This window comes from Bowmanella denitrificans (assembly GCF_002887595.1).
Classification (GTDB): domain Bacteria; phylum Pseudomonadota; class Gammaproteobacteria; order Enterobacterales; family Alteromonadaceae; genus Bowmanella; species Bowmanella denitrificans.
Genome location: NZ_PEBU01000009.1, coordinates 1 through 2,246 on the forward strand (window position 1 = coordinate 1; position 2,246 = coordinate 2,246).

The following is a 2,246-nucleotide window of genomic DNA, read 5'->3' on the forward strand; positions in this document are numbered from 1 at the left end:
CAACAGTTTCCAACAATTGTTGAAAGTTCTCATAAACGCACAGGAGCAGCTATGGCCACACAAAAAACCCGTACCGCTGAGCAAGTCAAAAAGGACTTTGAAGCTCGCGGTGAAACCATTGCCCACTGGGCTAAAGCCCAGGGGTTTCCCGAACACACCGTGTACCAGGTGTTGAACGGCTTTGCCAAGGGCAAGCGTGGCATGGCGCATCAGATAGCCGTGCGGCTCGGCATTAAGGCCGAACCTACCCGCGCAAACGCTGCTTAATTCGCCAGTTTACCACAACTTATTATCACAGGCCCTAGCCATGACCACCAGCGAAAAAACGCCTTTGCTGCCTTACCCGCAAACACCGGCCAGTGTGAAGGCCTGGATTCGCGAACAAGGCACCAGCCAGAGCGCCCTGGCCAAGCAGTACGGCTTTGACCGCCGCACGCTGGCCGACTTGCTGCGCGGCAAGCTTAAGGGCCAGCGTGACGAAGCCTACACGGTGGCCGTGCTGTTCGGCCTGCGCAAGCCACCCAGGGCTAAGCCATGAGGACCAAACAGCTGCCTGCGCAGCACCACCACACAACGACAAGAGGGGGAAACCCATCCATGCAATATGCACCAAGCTATCCAACTTTGCAGCGCCCGCAGAACGGGGCAAGCGCTGTACTGCAGGTAACGGATTGTCTGCACAGCGGCTGTGGCGTCGTAACGCTGCAGGCGCTCCCACAATTGCCTGACCAGGTGCACCTGCCCTGGTTGGAGCCGCGCGGCTTCTATGCCGGGCGCTATAGCCAACAGCAGGTCGACAGTATGCAGGCTTCGCTGCGGGTGATTTGTGGTGATGACCATGTTTGTGCCTTTACTCGTGTGGTGTTGATGGCAAGCCTAGAGCAAAGCCCAGCGCCTGCACCAGAGGCAGAGCAAGTGTTTTTTTGGAAGGCCCCACTGCCGCGGCTTTCCAAACTGCAGACACTTTTGGAAACGGGGGGCGGCCATGACCACCAAGCTGCTTAAGCGCCTGATCCCCAGGTCGCTGAACGAAGCCCTGCAAGCGTGCAAAGAATACGCTGTGAAACACGCCAATATGAGTGTGCCGCGTCTGGCTGACCGGATTGGCTCTACCCCGGATTCGCTCTACAAGTACCTGGGCCTGGGCACCTTGCCGGTTAACAAACTGGTGGCGTATGAAGAAGCCAGCGGCACGTTGTTTGTTACCCAGTACCTGGCTCACAGCCATGGTTGCCTGCTGGTAAAAATTCCGTCCGGGCGGCGTGCCAGCCACAAGCAACTAGCGGAGCTGCAAAAGTACAGTGCCGAAGTGATCAGCATGCTGATCGACGTAAACAACGACGGCGGCGACGTAGAGCGCACTGTGGAGCAGATTCAACTGCTGATGCAGGACCTGGCCTACCACAAAACCAATACCGAAAAGCTGCGCCAGCCGGAGCTGTTTGCCTTTGCGGGGGATGACGAATGAGCCATGTACAGCAAATTCACCAGTTGTTAGCCCGCCATGACCACGACGGCCGCGCCGCGTTTGAAGCGGCCGTGGCAGGTCAGGACATACCGGCTGTGGTATGGATGGCAGCCCTGAACGCCATTTGGCCCTATCTGCAGCACCCCAGACTACACCCAGCGGAGCCCACCACATGCGAAGACTAAAACCCGCCCTGTGGCACGCCTGGCAATGCCTGGCGCAGTGCTGCGCCGCGTGCCTGCTGTTTGCCCTGTTGGGCGGCCTGGACCACCTGGTGACCAACCTATGAACAGCTACCACAGTGAACCGCAGCAACGCCTGATGAAGGCGGTTGAAGCCCTGGTAGGGCGTGAGGCCAGCGGCCTGAGTACCGGCGAAATTGCCAGGGCAATCGGCCAGAGTGCCAGTGCCGTGACCCGCTGCCTGGCCAATCTGCAGGCCAACCGCTGGGTGGAAGTGCATCCACGCCACCCTGGGCGCTACCGGCTAACGGCCACGTTCAGCCAGATAGCCAACACCATTAACTTTAATCTGACCCAGGCCCAGCAGCAAATGAGCCTGGATGTGCAGAACTACAGCAAGCTTATTTAGGAGTCAGTATGGTCAAGTCAACGGCAGACAACACCCAGCCCCCCGCATTGATTGAACAGCCACAGGCGGCCATTCAGCCCGAGCAGGAAGCAGCCGTGTTGGAAGTAAAAGAAGTGCTGGCAGACAAAGAAGAGGTATTGCGCGAACTGGGGCAAATAGAGGCATTTCAGTTTATCGAAAAACTGGC

General features: G+C 58.1%; 6 protein-coding genes. All 6 read left to right on the forward strand.

Annotated elements, in window-relative coordinates; genetic code table 11:
• The first annotated feature begins 51 nt into the window (after positions 1 to 51).
• Positions 52 to 267, forward strand: coding sequence for a DNA-binding protein (locus CSR04_RS16060; protein ID WP_102797335.1), 216 nt, complete (start codon positions 52 to 54; stop codon positions 265 to 267).
• 40 nt (positions 268 to 307) lie between these two features.
• Complete coding sequence (locus CSR04_RS16065; RefSeq protein WP_102797336.1) at positions 308 to 538, forward strand: helix-turn-helix domain-containing protein; 231 nt, start codon at positions 308 to 310, stop codon at positions 536 to 538.
• A 59-nt stretch (positions 539 to 597) separates the two neighbouring features.
• The gene (locus CSR04_RS16070; RefSeq protein WP_102797337.1) at positions 598 to 1,005 is read left to right on the forward strand and encodes a hypothetical protein; all 408 of its coding nucleotides are present in this window, start codon (positions 598 to 600) and stop codon (positions 1,003 to 1,005) included.
• The gene (locus CSR04_RS16075) at positions 986 to 1,468 is read left to right on the forward strand and encodes a hypothetical protein (RefSeq protein WP_102797338.1); all 483 of its coding nucleotides are present in this window, start codon (positions 986 to 988) and stop codon (positions 1,466 to 1,468) included. Before CSR04_RS16070 ends, CSR04_RS16075 begins: the two co-directional genes overlap by 20 nt.
• Complete coding sequence (locus CSR04_RS16080; RefSeq protein WP_102797339.1) at positions 1,465 to 1,653, forward strand: hypothetical protein; 189 nt, start codon at positions 1,465 to 1,467, stop codon at positions 1,651 to 1,653. The genes CSR04_RS16075 and CSR04_RS16080 overlap by 4 nt, the downstream gene beginning before the upstream one ends.
• A 100-nt stretch (positions 1,654 to 1,753) precedes the next feature.
• Entirely contained in the window at positions 1,754 to 2,059 is a 306-nt protein-coding gene (locus CSR04_RS16085; RefSeq protein WP_102797340.1) for a helix-turn-helix domain-containing protein, read from the forward strand.
• The last annotated feature ends 187 nt before the right edge of the window (positions 2,060 to 2,246 follow it).

Coding starts and splice junctions, on each gene's coding strand:
- CSR04_RS16075 (WP_102797338.1), top strand. CDS start 986: ATGACCACCAAGCTGCTTAAGCGCCTGATCCCCAGGTCGCTGAACGAA.
- CSR04_RS16080 (WP_102797339.1), top strand. CDS start 1,465: ATGAGCCATGTACAGCAAATTCACCAGTTGTTAGCCCGCCATGACCAC.
- CSR04_RS16070 (WP_102797337.1), top strand. CDS start 598: ATGCAATATGCACCAAGCTATCCAACTTTGCAGCGCCCGCAGAACGGG.
- CSR04_RS16060 (WP_102797335.1), top strand. CDS start 52: ATGGCCACACAAAAAACCCGTACCGCTGAGCAAGTCAAAAAGGACTTT.
- CSR04_RS16085 (WP_102797340.1), top strand. CDS start 1,754: ATGAACAGCTACCACAGTGAACCGCAGCAACGCCTGATGAAGGCGGTT.
- CSR04_RS16065 (WP_102797336.1), top strand. CDS start 308: ATGACCACCAGCGAAAAAACGCCTTTGCTGCCTTACCCGCAAACACCG.